This window comes from Xylanibacter ruminicola 23 (assembly GCF_000025925.1).
Taxonomy (GTDB): Bacteria; Bacteroidota; Bacteroidia; order Bacteroidales; family Bacteroidaceae; genus Prevotella; species Prevotella ruminicola.
This window is the reverse complement of the sequence record NC_014033.1, coordinates 2,373,408-2,391,410: the sequence shown is the minus strand read 5'-3', so window position 1 is coordinate 2,391,410 and position 18,003 is coordinate 2,373,408. Positions and strand designations below refer to the sequence as shown.

Genomic DNA, 18,003 nt, shown 5'->3' with positions numbered 1-18,003 from the left:
AAATGAAGAGTTATTTCCGTTTTCTCTCACGCAACAAGCTCTACACATTAATCAATGTGGTAGGGCTTGTAGTGTCACTCATGTTTATCATCCTGCTGGGCGACTACACCTGGCGCCAGTTTACTATCGACTCGTGGCACAAGCATGCCGACCAGATTGTTCTGATAGGTAGTCAGGATAATTTCTTTATGTGGCCTCAGGCTGCCACCGATATCAAAGCGATGTGCCCTGAGGTGGAGCAGACTTGCTGTGTGATGAGTCAGAGTGGAAAAATCAAATATGGCGACCGCGTGGTGGAAGATGGCGACGACAAGAGTACGATCATGCTGGCCGACTCTACTTTCTTCAACTTCTTCGACTATGAGTTGACGCAGGGTAACAAGCGTTATGCACTTGATAAACCCGATAAGTGCGTGATTACAGAGCGACTGGCTAAGCGCTTGTTTGGTGATAAGAACCCCATTGGTGAGTCGGTTCAGATTACTGGCGAGCGCCACGTGCGTATCGGGCACGACGACCCTTACGACAGTACGCTGGTCTATACCGTTAGTGCGATAGCAAAGGACTTTGATCATACCGTACTGCCTAACGAGACGCAGATTATCGTGAGCATGCAGCGCTATCCGCAGGTGATGGGCTATCAGCTCGAGAATTACACAGCGGCCTATGGCCCCAATGGTGTTAGTAAGGTATTCTTCATGCTGCACCCAGGCACCAGTCTCGATAGCAAGAAGTCTGTTATTGCCGATTATCTGGATAAGAATTACTATGGTAAGTGGGAGGCTACGGAGCTGACCTTTACGTCACTCAAAGACATTATGTTTGCGCCACAGAATAGTGGAGCCGGTATGCAGAAAGGTGATAAGTCGCGACTTCGCATCCTGTTGGCTGCTGTGCTGGCCATCCTCTTCTTTGCCATCAGCAACTACATCAACCTGACGGTTGCCAACACAGGCTTCCGTGCCAAGGAGATGGCCACCCGAAAACTCTTCGGTAGTAGTCAGAAGGATATCTCGTTGAAGTTGATTGCCGAATCAACCCTGATGGTAGCTGTATCGTTTGCCATCGGTCTGGCTTTAGCCTTTGCCTTGCAGGATGAGGCTATCGATTTGTTTAAGGGCAAGATCGACCTTGCTGGCGATATCAGTCTGGGTACCGTTAGTGTTAGCATCGCTTTCATCCTGTTGGTGGGTATCATCTCGGGCATCATGCCTTCGTGGCAGATTTCACGTTTCCAGCCTATCGACATCGTCAAGGGCAGTTTCCGCTATCGCTCCAAGATGGTGCTGAGCAAGATCTTTATCATTCTGCAGAATGTGGTAACCGTGGTGATGCTTACGTCGGCCCTCGTTATCTGGTTGCAACTGAATCATCTGATTCATGCGCCGCTGGGCTACAACACAGAGCATCTGTTTGTTATCGACGCTCCCGATGGCAAACATCAAACTGTGAGAAACCTCTTGGAGAAGATGCCTTTTGTGGAGAAAATAGGTAGGTTCGAGAAAACCTCGCTGGCTACTGGTAGCTGTAGCATGCAAAGTGTGACGCGTAACGATAAATTGGTGACTCTCTACTTATTAGACCTTGACAAAACGGCCTACGACCTTTATGGGTTTAAGAAAAAGAAAGACTATGGACAAACCAGTGATGGTTACTATCTGACGGAGGAGGCTATGCGCCAGATGGAATATACCGACACCACCACACAGACTGTTTGGAATAAACCTATCGCTGGTGTGCTTAACGATATCCATCGTATCAATGTGTTGCAAGGTGTTGAGCCTTTTGTCATCCAATTCAAGGATTCGTTCAACTATCCTTCGTTCCTGGTGAAGACCAATGGCGACAAGCAGGCCAAGGCGACTTTCACAGCCATGCTGAAGGAACAAGGTGTGCCCGAGGCCGATATGGAATGGTCTGTGCAGTCGCTGGAGGAGAGTATCGCCGAAACCTTCGCCGATCAAAAGAATACGCTCAAGATTATCTCGCTCTTTACCATTGTGGCGATTGTAATTTCGGTGATGGGCTTCATCGGTATGTCGCTTTTCTTTATCCGTCAGCGACAGAAGGAGATTGGTATCCGCAAGATTATGGGTTCAACCTCGCACGAGGTGATGGCACTCATGCTGCGCACCTTCTGTGCACCATTGCTGGTATCGTTTGTCATCGCTATCCCGCTGTCGTGGTACGTGATGACCGACTGGTTGAGCAACTTCAGCTATCGCATCAGCTTGAGCCCATGGATATTCGCCGTTACCTGTGCTTTTGCCCTGCTGGTAGCTGTACTCTCGGTTAGCATCCAGATTATCAAAGCCGTGCGTACCAACCCGGTTGAGAGCATTAAAACCGAGTAACTGGTGGCAAGTGTATAAAAATCATACAGTGAACCGTATAATGTTTAGACATACCGCCTACGGGCCGTGCAAAAAGCTTGCAGATATTGGTTAATAGCCGTATCTTTGCAGCGTAAACATCAACAAATAATGCATATGAACGTTATCAAATCTCTCAATCAGCGTGGTCAGCACAACTGGATTAAGATTCTCTGTCTGGCTGTTGGTCTGGCTACTGGTATTGTATTAATAGGTAAGGCTGGTTTCGAACAGTCGTGGGATAAAGACTTCGATACGAGCGACCGCATCTATGTGCTCTATGAGGATATCATCCGCGATGGTGAATATCAGCATTACTCACAAACATCGGGTGCTATCGCTCACGGCTTGAAGCGCTACTGCCCGCAGGTTGAGGCCGCTACCCGCTATACAGGCTTTGGTTGGGACCTGCCACTGGTTACCGAAGACGATAAGCGCATACGTACCAATTTTTTCTTTACCGATAGCTGTTTCTTCGATGTGTTTCCCTACCGTATTCTGGCAGGTAATCCAAAGAAAACGCTCAGTCAGCCCAACTACTGCATGATTCCGCAGTCGATAGCCGAGAAACTGGGGGGCGACGTGATTGGTAAGAAGGTGTATTATAATAAGCGTGGCAATCTGGCACTCACTATTGGCGGTATCTACGAGGATATCCCCCTGAACACCCGACTGCACGACTTGGAGGTGCTGGTATCGATGCCTACACTGCCCCAGATAACCTGGGATGGTCGCGACAACTGGGTGGGTAACGATCGCTACTTTGGCTATGTGCGATTGGCCGAGGGAATCACTCCCGACGATTTGAAAGCACAGATTGCGAAGATGCGACGCGACAACCTGCCTGCCGACGAACTGAAGAAGGCCGGTGTGGATCTCGATTACTCGCTGCGCCCGTTGGCCGACTATCATACACAGGACGATGCTACACGTCGTATGATATGGATTATCTCGTTGCTGGCCATGGTGCTGATTGGCTGTGCGGTGATGAACTATCTGTTGCTGGTGATTGGTGGCATTAGTCGCCGCGCTCGTGAGATGGCTGTACACCGTTGCTATGGTGCCGAGGTGCGAAATATCTATGGTCGCGTGATGATCGAGAGTGTGCTGCACCTGCTGTTATCGTTAGCGCTGGCCGCAGGCTTGCTGTTCGTCTTCCAGGATACCATCCAGGAACTTACGGGCACGCCACTACCGGTCATCCTTACTACAGGTCATAACATTGGGTTCATCGCCCTTACTTGTCTGGTGGTGCTGGTTATCACAGGTCTGGTGCCCGGTTGGGCTTACACCCACATCCCCATGACTGCCGCCTTTAAGCATTACAACCATTCGCACCGTGCGTGGAAAATGCTGTTGCTGGGATTGCAGTTCGGTTCGGCCACCTTCCTCTTTGTACTACTGCTAGTGGTAGGTCGCCAGTATCAGCTGATGGTGAACGATAATCCAGGTTACGACTATTCAACCCTGGCCGATCTCAATACCGACGAGCTCTCGTTGACACAGAAACGACTGGTGGTTAGTGAGCTCAAAAAGCTGTCGGGTGTGAAAGGTGTTACCACATCTTATGCCTACCTGCCTGAGATGCAGAGTGGCGATAACATCTTCCTGCCAGGCGATGACAAGGAATACATGAATGTGGCCGACCTGTTTGATGTAGGCGATGATTACTTCGAGGTGATGGGCATACCCGTGATTGCTGGTCGTACCTTTACGCAGCAGACCGACACCATGCGCGAGGCGATGGTAAGTCGTAAGTTCGAGGAGAAGATGAAGCAGTTGGCTGGTTGGGATCAGGCTGTTGGCAAGCAGGTAATCTGTACCTCTTACGAAGGTCCTTACACCATCGTGGGTGTGTTCGACGATCCCCGTATCGGTAGTATCACCCATCCCGACACGCGTCCCAGCATCTGTTTCTACGACCAGAACATGAGATACACCCACCATATCACCGTGCGTTTCCACGATATGGGTGCGCTCGATGCCGCCAACAAGCGTTTGCACGAGCTGATTCCCGAGAATCCCGATGTAGTCATGCGCCCCTATACCATGTTAATGACGCAGCTTTATACCGACGCCCACCGTTTCCGCAGTACCGTGATGATTGGTGGAATGGTAGCTTTGATTATTGCCCTGATCGGACTGATTGGTTATCTGGCTGGTGAGTTGGCTCGCCGACAGAAGGAGATTGCCGTGCGCAAGGTGAACGGCGCGCATATCATCGATGTGTTGCAGCTCTTTATCCGCGATATTCTGCGCCTGGCCTTGCCTGCAGTGGTTATCGGTGCCATCGGTGGCTGGTATGTGTCGCGCTTGTGGTTAGAGCAATTCAGCGAAAAGGCTGTCCTGTTGCCAGTACTCTTCGGTCTTTGTGCCCTGGCAGTAGTGGTGGTTATCCTCTCGGTAGTTTGCATCGGCTGTTATCGTGTGGCCAGCAGCAACCCGGTAGATTATCTTAAGAACGAATAAATAGTGAAATAGTAAATAGTCAAATAGTACAATAAGCTTATGATTAAGTTAGAAAACATTCAGAAGGTGTTCCGTACCGAAGAGGTGGAGACCGTTGCATTGGGCGGTGTATCGCTCGAAGTAAAGAAAGGCGAGTTCGTGGCCATCATGGGTCCATCGGGCTGTGGTAAATCAACCTTACTTAACATTCTGGGTTTGCTCGATAATCCTACCAGTGGTCAGTATCTGCTGGATGGTCAGGATGTGGGCTCGCTCAAGGAGAGTCAGCGTACCAAGGTTCGCAAGGGCCAGATTGGTTTCGTGTTCCAGAGCTTTAACCTGATTGATGAATTGAATGTTGAAGAGAATGTAGAGTTGCCTCTTACTTATCTGGGTGTGCCCAAGAAGGAACGCAAGGCAAGGGTAGAGGAGGTACTGCGCCGCATGGCCATCAGTCATCGTGCCCACCACTTCCCCCAGCAGTTGTCAGGAGGTCAGCAACAGCGTGTGGCCATCGCCCGTGCCGTAGTGATGAATCCTAAGATTATCCTCGCCGATGAGCCCACTGGTAACCTCGACTCAAAGAACGGACTTGAGGTGATGCAGCTTCTTACCCAGCTGAATCAGGAGGGTACCACCGTGGTAATGGTAACCCACTCGGAGCGCGATGCCGGTTATGCCCAGCGCACCATCAACCTGCTCGACGGTCAGGTAGTGCCTGAGGTTACGCTGTAAGCGCCGCATTGTCATAACAGAAAAACGACCCTTCCTCCGAAAAGGAAGGGCCGCTTTTTTTAGTATGCTTGTTCATGCACGCCTTTGGAACGTGAAGGCGTTCCGTTAATAGGCCTGCTCATGCACGCCTTTAACGGCACGTCCCGAAGGATCGTTCATATTCTTGAAGGCCTCGTCCCATTCCAGGGCGATGGCGGTAGAGCATGCTACGCTGGCCTCGCTGGGCACACTCAGGGCAGCTGAATCGCTGGGGAAGTGCTCGGCAAAGATAGAGCGGTAGTAATACTCCTCTTTATTTTTTGGTGGGTTGATTGGGAATCGTTCGGCGGCGTGGGCCATCTGCTCGTCGGTAACGGCCTCGGATGTAATCTGCTTCAGGGTGTCGATCCACGAGTAGCCTACACCATCGCTGAACTGCTCCTTCTGGCGCCAGGCTACGGCTTCGGGCAGCATGTCGGCAAAGGCCTCGCGTACAATCTTCTTCTCAACGGTTTTGCCTGGGCACATCTTAGCTTCGGGGTTGGTGCGCATGGCCACATCCAGGAACTCCTTGTCGAGGAATGGCACACGACCCTCAACACCCCATGCCGAAAGACTCTTGTTGGCACGCAGGCAGTCGTAGAGGTGCAGCTTAGAGAGTTTACGGACGGTTTCCTCGTGGAAGTCCTTGGCCGTTGGGGCTTTGTGGAAGTACAGGTAGCCACCGAAAATCTCGTCGGCACCTTCGCCGCTCAGCACCATCTTGATACCCATCGACTTGATGACACGCGCCAGCAGATACATAGGTGTTGAGGCACGTACGGTGGTCACGTCGTAGGTCTCGATAAAGTAGATTACGTCGCGGATGGCATCCAGACCTTCCTGTATGGTGTAGTTGATTTCGTGGTGAACGGTACCGATGTGGTCGGCCACCAGCTTGGCCTTGGCCAGATCGGGTGCACCCTTCAGTCCTACGGCAAACGAGTGCAGGCGGGGCCAGTAGGCTTTGGTTTTCGAGTCGTCCTCGATACGCATCTCGCTGTATTTCTCGGCGATGGCCGAGATTACACTCGAGTCGAGTCCGCCCGACAGCAGTACACCGTAAGGCACGTCGCTCATCAGCTGGCGCTTAACGGCACCTTCGAGTGCGTCGTGGATAGCCTCTACCGATGCGGGGTTGTCCTTCACGGCATCGTACTCCATCCAGTCGCGCTTGTAGTAACGCTTCTGTCCTGGGTCGGCACTCCAGTAGTAATGGCCGGGCAAGAAAGGCTCGTAGTGCTCGCACTGGCCCTCGAGGGCTTTCAGCTCCGAGGCTACGTACACCTTTCCGTCGGCATCGCAACCAATGTACAGTGGGATAACGCCAATAGGGTCGCGAGCAATCAGGAATTCGTCGGCTTCTTGGTCGTAAAGGGCAAAGGCAAAGATACCGCTCAGGTCTTCCAGGAAATCGATACCTTTTTCGCGGTACAGGGCCAGGATTACCTCGCAGTCGCTACCCGTCTGGAAATCGTACTTACCGGCATAGCGGCGACGTATCTCCTGATGGTTGTAAATCTCGCCGTTAACGGCAAGCACCTGTTTGTGGTCGGGCGAGAACAGGGGCTGACCACCCGACTCTGGATCAACAATACTTAATCGCTCGTGGGCTAAGATAGCCGAGCCGCCACAGTAGATACCACTCCAATCGGGACCACGATGGCGAATTTTCTGACTCATCTTCAAAGCCTTCTGTCGCATTTGCTGCGACTGCTCTTTTACGTTGAAAATACCTACTATTCCACACATAATATTTTATTTTTTTATAGTTGTTTGAATGTTTGCTTTTTTAAAAGAGTCCTTGGACTCACGGCTGAAGCGTGAATCCAAAGACGAAGTATGCCTTTTGGGCACAGGGGTTAGCAGCCACCTGGGCGAACACTGGGATGCTAAACGAATCGGTTACTTTAATATCCTTTGTAGCTTTGAGTGCCAGGTTGGTGATGGCAAAGCCATCGGTACCATAGAAACTGGTGGCGTAAGGCACAGCACCTACGGTTGCGCTCCAATCTACTGCGGCTACTTTGAAGGGCACGCCCAGCTCTACGTACGAACTGTAGGCACGCTTACCATCCTTGTTTACACCGTCGTTACCCGAGAGGTTGGTAAACCACTGGATGCTGGCGGCACCAAAGTCGTAACCGATGTTTGCCTCGAAGATATGGTTGGTGCCATGGGCATCGTACTTAAAGTAGCGACCCTCAGGATCCAGTCCGGCGTTGAACCAGTAGTCGGTCAAGCCGATGTTGAAACCACCTGCAGTGTAGGCCAGTGTCAGGTCGAACTCCTTGGCATCGTTGGTGTCAACCAGTCCGTAGCTGCCCCATGCTGTGAGCGAGAGGCCTTTGTAGCCAATGCCCAGTGTAGGCTGGATGGCTGCACTTCCGCAATCCTGGCCACGCCAGATATACGAGCTTACTACATCTGCAGCTACTGTTGTCATTCCCGAGCTGCGCTCGCCTACCCGTAGCCTTTCAACTTCATCCTGTGCCGAAGCACCCATTCCTGCGGCGAACATAAGCGCCATTAAAACAATCTTTTTCATAATTCGTTCACTTTTAATTTTTAACTAATGGTAAAATCTCTCTCTTTAATTTTCAATTTTCAATCTTCAATCAGTTATAGCACATTTCTCCGTGCTCGTAGATATCCAAGCCCTCTTCCTCGATACGCTTGCTAACGCGCAGACCGTGAATCTTCTTAATGCTGTAGAACAATACTACACCACAGGCAGCAGCCCAGAGGTCGATAACCAGAACACCGAACAGCTCAGCACCGAAGAAACCGAAACCGTGACCGTAGAAAGCACCGTTTGAGGTTGACAGCAGACCGGTCATCAGGGTACCCAGGATACCGCAAACACCGTGTACTGACGAAGCACCTACAGGGTCGTCGATGTGCAGCTTGTGATCGATAAACTCGATGGCGTAAACCAGTACGATACCGCAAACAAGACCGATGATAACTGCGCCGAAGGGTGATACCAGGTCGCAACCGGCGGTGATACCAACCAATCCTGCCAGCACACCGTTAAGGGTGAGTGAGAGTGATGGTTTGCCATACTTGATATAGGTAAGGAACATGGTAGCAGTTCCACCTGCTACAGCAGCCAGGTTAGTGGTAAGGAATACGTGGCTGATGGCAATGCGGTTAACCTCGCCGCTGGCAGCCAGCTGTGAACCGGGGTTGAATCCGAACCATCCCAACCACAGGATGAATACGCCCAGAGCAGCCATGGCCAGGTTGTGACCAGGAATAGCGCGGCTCTTACCGTCCTCATCATACTTGCCTACACGGGGACCAAGGGCGATAGCACCTACCAGGGCCAGCACACCACCTACGCTGTGTACGATAGCCGAACCGGCAAAGTCGTGGAACACATCACCAAAGGTAGTCATCATAAAGCTATCGGCAGCATCGTTGCAAAGCCAGCCGCCACCCCATGTCCAGTGACCCTCTACAGGGTAGATAATCAGTGAGATAACTGCACTGTAAACCAGATACATCGAGAACTTTGTGCGCTCGGCCATAGCACCACTAACGATGGTTGCGGCAGTGGCACAGAATACGGTTTCGAAAATCAGGAAACCCTCTACAGGCAGGTCGCTCTCGTAAAAGCTCAGGTCGCCCCAGTTAGGCATACCGATAAAACCGCCCAGCACGTCGCCACCAAACATAAAGCCGAAGCCAAGGAAGAAGAACAGCAGCGAGCCGAACATAAAATCTACAAAGTTCTTCATCAGGATGTTAGCGGTGTTCTTACTGCGTGTAAATCCAGCTTCACACAGCGCAAAACCTGGCTGCATCCAGAAAACCAACATAGCTGCCAATAGCATCCATACGGTATCGAGTGAAATTCCAATTTCGTTCATAATCCTGAAAATGTTTAATGTTTAATTTTTAATGTTCAATATTTAATGTTTAATGTTTAATGTTTAATGTTTAATATTGAACTATTTCTTATCTCTCAATACGGTGTCGCCGTTCTCGCCTGTGCGAATGCTCCAAGTGTCAATCACATCGCTTACAAAGATACGACCGTCGCCGATTTCACCTGTGTGAGCTACCTGCAGAATAACCTTTACGGTTGGATCGAGGAATATGTCGCGGCACACAATGGTGATGGCCACACGCTCGATCACGTCGGTACTGTACTGTACACCACGATAGATGCGCTCCTGACGGCTCTGACCAATGCCGTGAACGTCGTGGTACTCAAACCAGTCGATGTCGGATGATAGCAAAGCAGCTTTCACCTCCTCGAACTTAGTCTTTCGGATAATCGCTTCAATCTTTTTCATACCTCTTAAACTTTTACCTAATTATTATAATAAATTGTTAAATTGATGACACTTTGTCATTTCTTGGGTGCAAAGTTAATGCATTTTGTAAGTAAAACAAGTGCTTTTTGTTTCATTTTGTTATAAAAGATTTTGTGTCGTTATCTTTTTGTTAGCGTTAACAGTGTTTTACTTTTAAATTGTAAGCAAAACAACTATTAATGCTTACAAATTGTTACTTTTCATTAAATCGAAGGTGATTATGCTAAGTATTTTTTGAATTTTCTTCCAAAAAGTGCTACCTTTGCACCCGAAATTAAATAGGTTTATATTATATGGCATTAGTAAACGACCACTTCTTGAAGCTGCCGAACAATTATCTGTTCGCCGACATTGCAAAAAAGGTAAACGCCTTTAAGGCCATGCATCCCAAGGTGGATGTCATCTCACTGGGCATAGGCGATGTAACGCAACCACTGGCACCAGCCGTTATCGAGGCTATCCACAAGGCTGCCGACGAAATGGCCACCCGTCAAGGGTTCCGTGGCTACGGACCTGAGCAGGGCTACGATTTCTTGCGCGATGCTATCTTGAAGAACGATTTCCTGCCACGTGGTATCCATCTGGATCGCGACGAGGTGTTTATCAACGATGGAGCCAAGAGCGATACGGGTAACATTCAGGAACTGGTGCGCTGGGATAACTCTATCGGCGTTACCGATCCTATCTATCCTGTTTACATCGATTCGAACGTGATGATTGGTCGTGCGGGAGTTCAGGAGAATGGTCGTTGGTCTAATGTGCTGTATATGCCTTGTAATGCCGAGAACGGTTTTGTACCCCAGCTGCCCGACCGCCGCGTTGATGTGATCTACCTGTGCTATCCTAACAACCCCACAGGTACCGTTATCTCTAAGGCCGAGCTGCGCAAGTGGGTAAACTACGCGCTTAAGAACGATACCCTCATCTTCTACGATGCTGCTTATCAGGCTTACATCCAGGACGATGAGATTCCTCATAGCATCTACGAGATTCGTGGTGCCCGCAAGTGCGCTATCGAGTTCCATTCGTACTCCAAGACGGCAGGCTTTACCGGTGTGCGCTGCGGCTACACCATCGTGCCTAAGGAGGTTACGGCTGCCACGCTCGATGGCGAGCGCATCCCTCTTAACCCCCTGTGGAACCGTCGCCAGTGTACCAAGTTTAATGGTACCAGCTACATTTCGCAGCGTGCTGCCGAGGCCATCTATACCCCCGAGGGTAAGCAGCAGGTTAAGGAAACTATCAACTACTACATGCAAAATGCCAAGAAGATGCTTACCACCCTGCGTGGCTTAGGCTTTGAGTGTTACGGTGGCGAGAATGCCCCTTACATCTGGGCTAAGACCCCCGAAACCTCAAGTTCTTGGAAGTTCTTCGAAGAGATGCTGTACGGTGCCCATGTGGTTTGTACGCCAGGTGTGGGCTTCGGTCCATCGGGCGAAGGTTACGTACGATTCACGGCCTTCGGCAGTCACGAACAAACCGACGAGGCGCTGCACCGCATCGAGAACTGGTTAAAGAAGTAAAGAACGAAAAAAATAGGTTCCAATCGGAACCTATTTTTTTGTTACCTTGTCTACATAGTTTATAAACGCCTGGTTTACCAGTCTTACGCCACCCGGAGTGGGGTAGTGGCCTGTAAAGTACCAGTCGCCTGGGTGGTTGGGGCAAGCCTTGTGCAGGCCCTCGATACTCTGGAAAACCAGTTCGATGGGTGCCTGCATGTCGGCTGGTCGCAACATCTCAACAATTTTCTTATTAATCTCATCTACTGTAAACGGCTCGTACACGGCGCGCACGCAGTTTTGCATCTCCTCCTTGGGTTTCTCCAGCTCGCGTTTGCAGGCCAGGTAAGTGTCGTTTACCAGCTGCCACATGCCGCGCTCCTCAATCAGGGCCATGGTGGCACGGAAGGCGCAGAACTCCTCCAGTCGGGCCATGTCGATACCATAGTAGTCGGGGTAACGGATCTGTGGCGAGCTCGATACCATCACAATCTTCTTGGGGTGCAGACGGTCCAGAATCTTAAAGATGCTCTCCTTCAGGGTGGTGCCGCGCACAATCGAGTCGTCGATAATCACCAGGTTATCCACACCGGCCTGCAAGCTGCCGTAGCTGATGTCGTAAACGTGGGCAGCCAGATCGTTGCGCTCGCTGTTGTCGGTAATAAAGGTGCGCAGTTTAATATCCTTCCACACCACCTTCTCGGTACGCACGTCGCCGTGCAGCTTACGGAATCCGTCTGTCATCCCATAAAAGGCCACCTCGGCGGTGTTAGGGATATAGGAAAAAACTGAATGGGTTACATCGCCGTCGATGGCCTTTAAGATGGGTTGAGTCAGCTGTTCGCCCAGTCGTTTGCGCTCCTGGTAGATGTCGCAGTCGGAACCGCGACTAAAGTAGATGCGCTCGAACGAGCAGGCGCTCAGTTTCTGGGCAGGCATAATCTGCTCCAGTCGGCTTTCGCCGTTTTTATGTACTATCAGTGCCTGACCTGGCAGCAGCTCATGCACGTCGTTACTATCAATATCAAATGTGGTTTGCAGCACGGGGCGCTCGCTGGCCAGGGCTATAATCTCGTCGTCGCGGTAGTAGAAGGCGGGTCGTATGCCCCAGGGGTCGCGCACGCTGAACATCTCGCCACTACCCGTGAGTCCGCACATCACAAAACCGCCGTCGTAGTGCTGCATGGTGGTGCGCAGTACGTTGGCCATCTCAATGTGGTTGTCGATATAGTTGGTAATGTCGATGCCCGTCAGACCCTGTGCGGTGGCCTCCTGATACAGGCGCTCCACCTCGCGGTCCAGTCGGTGTCCCATCAGTTCCAGGGTGATGTACGAGTCGCCGTAGATACGTGGACTCTGTCCCTGGGCGGTCAGGAAGTCGAACACCTCGTCGATGTTGGTCATGTTAAAGTTACCGCAAAGGCACAGGTTCTTGGCGCGCCAGTTGTTTCGGCGAAGGAAGGGGTGAACAAACGTCAGTCCGCTCTTGCCGGTAGTCGAGTAGCGCAGGTGGCCCATCAACAGCTCGCCCTTCATCTCCTCGGTAACGCGACTGAATATCTCGGTAATGGCATTCTTGCCCTCCGCCTTTTCGCGGAACATATACTCGGTGCCGGGCTTGTTGTTCAGGTTTACGCTGGCTATACCGGCGCCCTCCTGTCCGCGGTTGTGCTGTTTCTCCATCATCAGGTACAGCTTGTTAAAACCATAGGCCCAGGTACCGTATTTCTTCTCGTAGTAATCCAGCGGCTTCAGTAGGCGAATCATCGCCACTCCGCACTCATGCTTCAGTTGCTCCATTAATGTTTACTCTTTAATGTTTAATGTTTAATCTTTAATGTTTAATGTTTGCATTCTGCAATGAAGCTCATAAACAGTGGGTGTGGGTTCAGTACCGTAGATGAGTATTCGGGGTGGAACTGGGTACCGATGTACCAGCGCTTCTCGGGTATCTCTACGATTTCTACCAGGTTGGCATCGGGGTTGATACCTACGCACTTCATGCCCTTGGCCTCGTACTCCTCCTGGTACTTGTTGTTAAACTCGTAGCGGTGGCGGTGGCGCTCCTTGATGAGTGTCTCCTCGCCGTAGGCCTCGTACACGCGGCTGCCCTTTACCAGCTCACACTCGTAAGCGCCCAGGCGCATGGTGCCGCCCATCTCGGTAATATTCTTCTGCTCCTCCATAATGTCTATCACGTTGTGTGGCGTGTTCTCGTCCATCTCCATGCTGTTGGCATCCTTGTAGCCCAGCACGTTGCGGGCAAACTCAATCACCATCATCTGCATACCCAAGCAGATACCGAATGTGGGGATATCGTTGGTGCGGGTGTATTCGGCGGCAATGATCTTACCCTCGATACCGCGCTGTCCGAATCCCGGACAAACCACGATTCCAGCCAGACCCTTCAGCTTCTCGGCCACATTGGCTTTGGTAATCTCCTCGCTGTTCACAAAGTGCATTTTTACCTTCACATCGTTGTAGATACCAGCCAGATTCAGGCTCTCGCGAATACTCTTGTAAGCATCCTGCAGGTCGTATTTTCCTACCAGTCCGATGTGTACCTCGTTGGTGGCACGGCGCTGCTTGTCAAGGAAATCGCGCCAGGGCTTCATGGCAGGTGTCTCGCCTACGGGAATACCAATCTTACGCATAATGGCTGCGTCAAGTCCCTGGTGCTGCATGTTCACGGGCACCTCGTAAATGCTGGGCAGGTCCTCGCTCTGCACCACGCACTCCAGATCCACGTTGCAGAACGATGCCACCTTCATGCGCATGCCGTCGTCAAGATGGCGCTCGGTGCGCAGTACCAGGATATCGGGCTGAATACCCATACCCTGCAGTTCCTTCACGCTGTGCTGTGTGGGTTTGGTCTTCAACTCGTCGGCGGCTTTTAAGTAAGGTACATACGTAAGGTGTACGCATACGGCATTGCGGCCCAGCTGGTAACGCAGCTGTCGGATAGCCTCCATAAATGGGGCACTCTCAATGTCGCCGATGGTGCCGCCCACCTCGGTAATGATAAAGTCGAAGCCTTCGTCAAGGCCCTCGCGCAGCATGCGGTGCTTAATCTCGTCTGTGATATGTGGCACTACCTGGATCGTTTTACCCAGGTAGTCGCCGCGACGCTCACGGTCGATTACCGTTTTGTAAATGCGTCCTGTTGTTATGCTGTTGTTTCGTGTTGTGTGTATGCCTGTAAATCGCTCGTAGTGTCCCAGGTCCAGGTCGGTCTCAAAGCCGTCGGCTGTTACGTAGCACTCGCCGTGCTCGTAGGGGTTCAGCGTGCCCGGGTCGATGTTAATGTACGGGTCGAATTTCTGTATAGTTACTTTGTAGCCGCGTGCCTGCAGCAACTTTCCAATGCTGGCCGATATAATTCCCTTGCCTAATGAGGAAACCACACCACCTGTTACGAAAATGTACTTTGTTTCCATAAAAACCTTATCCTTTTTATGGACTGCAAAGGTAAGCATTTTCCCGTTTCCAGTCAATATTAGGGCATAATTTTAAATCTTCATTTTGGCTCCAACTATCAACCTGAAAGCAATCGCTTTTATTTTGCTTACAGATTAAAACAAAAACGGCCACCAATCACATTGATTGATGGCCGCTCCGTTCACATGCTCATGCAGCTCCGTTCACATGCTCATGCAGCTGGTCGTGCCCAGCGCCGTTACTATCGCCGTAGCGATACTTGCAATCATTTGCACGATAAACTTGATGGTTTCTCTCTTACTCATAATGTTTAATGTTTGATGGTTAATAATTTGGCACGGATTACACGGCTCTCTTTTAGAGAAACGCTGCTTTTTTTCGTTGATAACAGCCGTGTCCTTTTTTAAAAAGGCCGTGTTAATCCGTGCCTAAAAACTAATCGCCGATTGGTTCATTGCTGTGACCGCCGCCTCCGGTGTTACCGCCCTGGTTTCCGCCTCCGGTGTTTCCACCGTTGTCGCCATTGGTAGGCTGGTCGGGGTCCTCCACGTTACCATCGTCGGTACTGGTCACGCGCTTCACCTCCTTGCCGTCGCGGTCAAAGCAGGTAATCTGCACGGCCGTCTTCGACAGCTCCTCCTTCAGATCGGTGTCGGGGGTAAAGATAATGCGGCGACTCGAAATCAGTCCGGCCTTCACCTCGTCCACCTTCTCAACGCTCTTGGCGCGCAAGCCGAATCGCATGGTACCCAGTCCGGGCAGCGCAACCGAGTGACCTTCGGTGGCCCATGCCTTAATCACCTCGCCAGCCGCATCCCAGCAGGCCTGCATCACACCCTTGCTCACGCCGCTGCGCAGAGCAGCCTCCTTAATCACCTTGTCCTGAGTCAGAGCCGTGTACAGCTCCGGCATCATCACGTAACGATACTTACCAGCATACTTGCCGATGTTCTGCAACTGTTCCTTAGCTTTTACTTTCAATGCCATAATCTTTAATGTTTAATGTTTCGCTCGACATCCCGTAGGGTGGCGCTTGCTACCGAAGGGACGCAAGAATGTTTAATGTTTAATCTCTCGCTGTCTCATTTCAATCGAAAAATCGCCTCCCCCGTGGGCCCGTAAATTTTTTCTCGTGGGCGCGCAAATTATCTCTCTCAAATCAACGATGCAAAGGTACAACATTACCATTGCGGTTCACGAATATTTAATGTTTAATCTTTAATGTTTAATGTTTAATGTTTCATGTTTAATGTCGCATCGCGGTCGCGATGGTCAAAGTCATTTTGGTCAAAATCGAAAACCAACTGTCAAATTCCGCCACTATAATATAAATATTCTATTTATATATAGTGAGCAATGACCGCGTTTCCGAAAACGAAAATGACCACTTTGACCTTGACCACCATGACCACCGAGCAATCATAACCCCTCTCTCCGATATCTGCTTATTTTAAAGGGATGTCGGCGGTGTTTTGTGCTACGAAACTTAGAAATATCTATTAGATTAACAAAATTTAACTCGGGGGGGGGTGAATGCAGCCGAAAAATTTTTTACCTTTGCAGCAGAGAACCCAACGACATATTTTTACCGAAATAACAATTTTAATATTTAAACGATCTAATCATGACAAAGAAAAGTATTTCAAGACTGCTGCAGGCATCGCTGATGTGCTGCTTGGCTGTGCTCTTTACGGCTTGCGACGACATCTTCGCCAGCGAAGACAATCCCATACCGGCTTACCTCTCAATGAGCGACAAGCCCGTAACCCTCAAGGTTGGCGATACCTATAGGCGCAAAGCTATATCGGTGACCACAGCCGTGGTAGAGTACACATCAAGCAAAACCGATGTGGCTACGGTTGACAACGAGGGCCTTGTAACCGCCAAAGCTGAGGGCACAACTACCATCACCGCTACCGCTACTGGCTACAGCACCGGCGGCAAGAAAATCTTCCTCACCGATTCGAAATCCTACGTGGTAACAGTTAAACCAGCCACCCTCCCAGCTGCTACTATCACTACTGATCCTGTAGCAACAGCGGGCGACATCCTCGCAGGCTCAGCCACAGCCCTTGTTACAGCAGGCGAGGCCGACGGCGGCACGATGATGTATCAGGTGACTGAGACTAACACGCAGCCCACCACTACCGATGGCTTCAACGCCACAGTGCCCACGGCAGCAACACTGGCAGCAGGCACCTACTATATATGGTACTACGCCAAGGCCGATGCCCAGCACGCCGACAGCGAGATTGCAGCCACAGCCATCAAGGTGACCGTGAAAGCGATCTATCTGAAGTGGGATAACACGATGAAGGAACTGGTGGCAACACTGATGCCGGATACTTATACCACGGTGGAGAATGCTAGCGGGAATGTCAATTGGGCAGCTGGCACCTATGTGGTGGAAGGCAATGTCACCATCAACGGAAATATCACATTAAAGGGTAATGTCGAACTGATTATCAAGGACGGCGCCAAGTTGACTGCCAACCTGATTAATGGCGGCCAAAGCTACAGTCTCAGCATTTATGGCCAAGCCAATAAGACAGGCCAATTGGTTGTTAATTGCCAAAATGGTGATGCCATTAAGTACATAACCACATTGGAAGTTCACGGCTGCCAGGTAAAATCAACTACTTCTTCTGGAAATTGTGGCGGCTTCTATGGTATAGATACATTTAACGTATATGGCGGGTCGATTGATGCCGAATACACATACACAGGTTCTAATTACGGTTACGGAATTCATCTGGCTTCCAATGGCTCAATGAATATCTACGGAGGCGATGTCAAGGCCGTAGGTAAGGGAAACAGCAAAGGAATTACGGGCGGCACCAATTCAAACGTCACCGTCCATGGCGGCAAGCTGTGGGCTGAATGTGCCGGGGGTAAAGCTTTTAACCAAGTCACCCTCACCAAGGATGCCGGCTACACATCCGGCAAGATTGAGACCTGCGACGATGGTACATCTTGGACAGAGTACACTGCAGCTACCACACCAACTACAAAATACGTAAGAGTAGGCTATTAAAGTCACAATAAGAACGTTATCGTAATTTTAAGTTCAAGTGCTCTGCGCCGCGATGGCGCGGGCACTTTTTGTGTGTGGGCGACTTTTTTGTACATAAAACGGCTGATCGCTTTCTGACGGATAAAAAC

The 18,003-nt window shown here is 50.6% G+C and carries 13 protein-coding genes; 5 read left to right on the top strand and 8 right to left on the bottom strand.

Features of this window, described 5'->3' with window-relative positions:
• Positions 1–2 precede the first annotated feature (2 nt).
• The 3 genes from PRU_RS10235 to PRU_RS10225 all read left to right on the top strand — a co-directional run bounded on the left by PRU_RS10235 (position 3) and on the right by PRU_RS10225 (position 5,555).
• Positions 3–2,354 (top strand): ABC transporter permease, encoded by a 2,352-nt coding sequence (locus PRU_RS10235; RefSeq protein WP_013064984.1) that lies wholly within the window; start codon positions 3–5, stop codon positions 2,352–2,354.
• Positions 2,355–2,489: 135 nt separating this feature from the next.
• A complete protein-coding gene (locus tag PRU_RS10230; protein ID WP_177168133.1) occupies positions 2,490–4,841 on the top strand; it encodes an ABC transporter permease in 2,352 nt (783 codons plus the stop codon).
• A gap of 39 nt (positions 4,842–4,880) precedes the next feature.
• Positions 4,881–5,555, top strand: coding sequence for an ABC transporter ATP-binding protein (locus tag PRU_RS10225; RefSeq protein ID WP_013064157.1), 675 nt, complete (start codon positions 4,881–4,883; stop codon positions 5,553–5,555).
• A gap of 105 nt (positions 5,556–5,660) precedes the next feature.
• Here PRU_RS10225 and asnB read toward each other — a convergent pair whose 3' ends face one another.
• The 4 genes from asnB to PRU_RS10205 all read right to left on the bottom strand — a co-directional run bounded on the left by asnB (position 5,661) and on the right by PRU_RS10205 (position 9,877).
• The gene (asnB, locus tag PRU_RS10220) at positions 5,661–7,325 is read right to left on the bottom strand and encodes an asparagine synthase B (RefSeq protein WP_013064937.1); all 1,665 of its coding nucleotides are present in this window, start codon (positions 7,323–7,325) and stop codon (positions 5,661–5,663) included.
• A gap of 58 nt (positions 7,326–7,383) precedes the next feature.
• Positions 7,384–8,121, bottom strand: a complete 738-nt coding sequence (locus PRU_RS10215; RefSeq protein WP_013063350.1) for a hypothetical protein — start codon at positions 8,119–8,121, stop codon at positions 7,384–7,386.
• Between the two features lie 70 nt (positions 8,122–8,191).
• Entirely contained in the window at positions 8,192–9,448 is a 1,257-nt protein-coding gene (locus PRU_RS10210) for an ammonium transporter (RefSeq protein ID WP_013064493.1), read from the bottom strand.
• Between the two features lie 81 nt (positions 9,449–9,529).
• A complete protein-coding gene (locus PRU_RS10205; RefSeq protein WP_013065263.1) occupies positions 9,530–9,877 on the bottom strand; it encodes a P-II family nitrogen regulator in 348 nt (115 codons plus the stop codon).
• Positions 9,878–10,191: 314 nt separating this feature from the next.
• On the opposite strand from PRU_RS10205, the gene PRU_RS10200 reads away from it, so the two are divergent.
• The gene (locus tag PRU_RS10200; RefSeq protein WP_013063476.1) at positions 10,192–11,424 is read left to right on the top strand and encodes an LL-diaminopimelate aminotransferase; all 1,233 of its coding nucleotides are present in this window, start codon (positions 10,192–10,194) and stop codon (positions 11,422–11,424) included.
• 30 nt (positions 11,425–11,454) lie between these two features.
• Here the strand turns inward: PRU_RS10200 and PRU_RS10195 are convergent, their stop codons facing one another.
• From PRU_RS10195 to PRU_RS10185, 4 genes are all read right to left on the bottom strand, one after another.
• A complete protein-coding gene (locus PRU_RS10195; RefSeq protein WP_013064081.1) occupies positions 11,455–13,203 on the bottom strand; it encodes an amidophosphoribosyltransferase in 1,749 nt (582 codons plus the stop codon).
• A 41-nt stretch (positions 13,204–13,244) separates the two neighbouring features.
• A complete protein-coding gene (locus PRU_RS10190) occupies positions 13,245–14,840 on the bottom strand; it encodes a CTP synthase (protein ID WP_013064762.1) in 1,596 nt (531 codons plus the stop codon).
• Positions 14,841–15,044: 204 nt separating this feature from the next.
• Positions 15,045–15,146 (bottom strand): smalltalk protein, encoded by a 102-nt coding sequence (locus tag PRU_RS16120; protein WP_177168134.1) that lies wholly within the window; start codon positions 15,144–15,146, stop codon positions 15,045–15,047.
• A 130-nt stretch (positions 15,147–15,276) separates the two neighbouring features.
• Positions 15,277–15,828 carry an HU family DNA-binding protein gene (locus PRU_RS10185; protein ID WP_013064352.1) on the bottom strand — a complete coding sequence of 184 codons (552 nt, stop codon included), beginning with the start codon at positions 15,826–15,828 and terminating at the stop codon, positions 15,277–15,279.
• Between the two features lie 637 nt (positions 15,829–16,465).
• Here PRU_RS10185 and PRU_RS10180 point away from each other — a divergent pair.
• Positions 16,466–17,875, top strand: a complete 1,410-nt coding sequence (locus PRU_RS10180) for an Ig-like domain-containing protein (RefSeq protein WP_013063573.1) — start codon at positions 16,466–16,468, stop codon at positions 17,873–17,875.
• Positions 17,876–18,003 lie beyond the last annotated feature (128 nt).

Bases quoted from the DNA above. Each gene is read 5' to 3' on its own strand.
- PRU_RS10205 (WP_013065263.1), bottom strand. From the start codon at position 9,877: ATGAAAAAGATTGAAGCGATTATCCGAAAGACTAAGTTCGAGGAGGTG.
- PRU_RS10210 (WP_013064493.1), bottom strand. From the start codon at position 9,448: ATGAACGAAATTGGAATTTCACTCGATACCGTATGGATGCTATTGGCA.
- PRU_RS10180 (WP_013063573.1), top strand. From the start codon at position 16,466: ATGACAAAGAAAAGTATTTCAAGACTGCTGCAGGCATCGCTGATGTGC.
- PRU_RS10230 (WP_177168133.1), top strand. From the start codon at position 2,490: ATGAACGTTATCAAATCTCTCAATCAGCGTGGTCAGCACAACTGGATT.
- asnB (WP_013064937.1), bottom strand. From the start codon at position 7,325: ATGTGTGGAATAGTAGGTATTTTCAACGTAAAAGAGCAGTCGCAGCAA.
- PRU_RS10195 (WP_013064081.1), bottom strand. From the start codon at position 13,203: ATGGAGCAACTGAAGCATGAGTGCGGAGTGGCGATGATTCGCCTACTG.
- PRU_RS16120 (WP_177168134.1), bottom strand. From the start codon at position 15,146: ATGAGTAAGAGAGAAACCATCAAGTTTATCGTGCAAATGATTGCAAGT.
- PRU_RS10225 (WP_013064157.1), top strand. From the start codon at position 4,881: ATGATTAAGTTAGAAAACATTCAGAAGGTGTTCCGTACCGAAGAGGTG.
- PRU_RS10190 (WP_013064762.1), bottom strand. From the start codon at position 14,840: ATGGAAACAAAGTACATTTTCGTAACAGGTGGTGTGGTTTCCTCATTA.
- PRU_RS10235 (WP_013064984.1), top strand. From the start codon at position 3: ATGAAGAGTTATTTCCGTTTTCTCTCACGCAACAAGCTCTACACATTA.
- PRU_RS10200 (WP_013063476.1), top strand. From the start codon at position 10,192: ATGGCATTAGTAAACGACCACTTCTTGAAGCTGCCGAACAATTATCTG.
- PRU_RS10185 (WP_013064352.1), bottom strand. From the start codon at position 15,828: ATGGCATTGAAAGTAAAAGCTAAGGAACAGTTGCAGAACATCGGCAAG.
- PRU_RS10215 (WP_013063350.1), bottom strand. From the start codon at position 8,121: ATGAAAAAGATTGTTTTAATGGCGCTTATGTTCGCCGCAGGAATGGGT.